This is a genomic window from Vibrio sp. 03_296, from assembly GCF_002265885.1.
In genome coordinates this window covers 1-1,284 of sequence record NZ_NPKW01000981.1, presented here as the reverse complement: position 1 = coordinate 1,284, position 1,284 = coordinate 1, and the positions used below count along the sequence as shown (strand labels likewise).

General features: G+C 32.7%; 1 protein-coding gene. It reads right to left on the bottom strand.

Annotated elements, in window-relative coordinates:
• Nucleotides 1-1,038: 1,038 nt before the first annotated feature.
• The coding region (locus tag CIK04_RS34835) for a hypothetical protein (RefSeq protein WP_325205992.1) at nucleotides 1,039-1,284 on the bottom strand (246 nt) is incomplete at its 5' end.

The following is a 1,284-nucleotide window of genomic DNA, read 5'->3' as shown; positions in this document are numbered from 1 at the left end:
AAACGGATGAACCTTGTTTATTGATATCTACAGTTCGAGGAAAAAGACTCCAGAAAGCTTTTTGCTATTGGCAGCTTTCCGAATTTTTGTTTTGCTTCAGCATATAGCTCTTTCCTAAGGGTAGAAACTACAACTGCTACATTCAACGCTTTGTCATCAGTTTTTCTAAAAGAGAAGTTATGTTTATATAGCTTTTATAAAATTATCTGGATGTTTATCTAATCCAACTCTATACAAGGTAAATATAGATGTTACTGCCTTCACTATTTTCTGGAATTCACAAACTCTGTCTTTAAACTCTCCTTCACTTTCTGCTAACCTAGCCTTGTGAAAAAATCTGATTAATAAAGGGTGGTGAAGGTCATGATTCGAGTCGCTTAGATACATTGAGAGACGTAAGTACAATCATCTGATAATGTTATTTTACCAATATCACTAGATGAGTTTTTAGATTAGTATTCTGATATGTACCATTTATCACTGTTAACTTCTTTTAACTTGGATTTATTGATAATAAAAAGTTCTACATACTCTATGGTGCTTTGAATTATAGATACGAACTCATCTGTTTTCTCAGTTTTAGTTTGATCTCTAGTAAACTCATCAAAGCAATTCTTAAGCCAAGTCCGTTGTAGACTTAATGAGCTAGGGTCTAAATCTCCATGCATCAACATGCAGAATTTATGGTAAAAACTTGTTTTGTTTTTCTTTCTTTTTATTTTTAGGTTTTTATTAAACCAATCGTTAATATTTTTATATGTATTGCTAGTGTGGATTTTATATAGTTTTCATTGCTGTTTTTTGTACTGTGATGAAATGCTAGGTTTCAGCATTTGTAGTGCCGTCAGTTGCACCCCCGTCGAGTTTAGGGATTGAAACATATCTAGTGCTGCGTTTTCAGTAGGTGAAGAAATTACAGTGAACGCACAGTAGTTTAACAAGTAATGTAGTATGGCTATATTGTTTATTATTGGTTTTATGACTCGAGCTCGGCATTCATTTTTATCAATATAGTCTTTAATATCGATGCCTTGTTCATTACATCTTCATGAAGTCATCATTAATAGTCTTCAATATATGAGTTTCATCAAGACAAAAGTAGTCGTCATCTTCAAATGCTGTTTTAATTGCGTTGTCAATAGCAGTAACAACACTTGAAAGAGAAGTCCCTTTACTACCTGATTCTATATCCACTAATGTGTTAGTGGATTTTTCTGTTTCAATTGCTTTGATAGCATCATACAGATATTTGGATATAGGAGATAAGTAACGAGATCTTTCTGG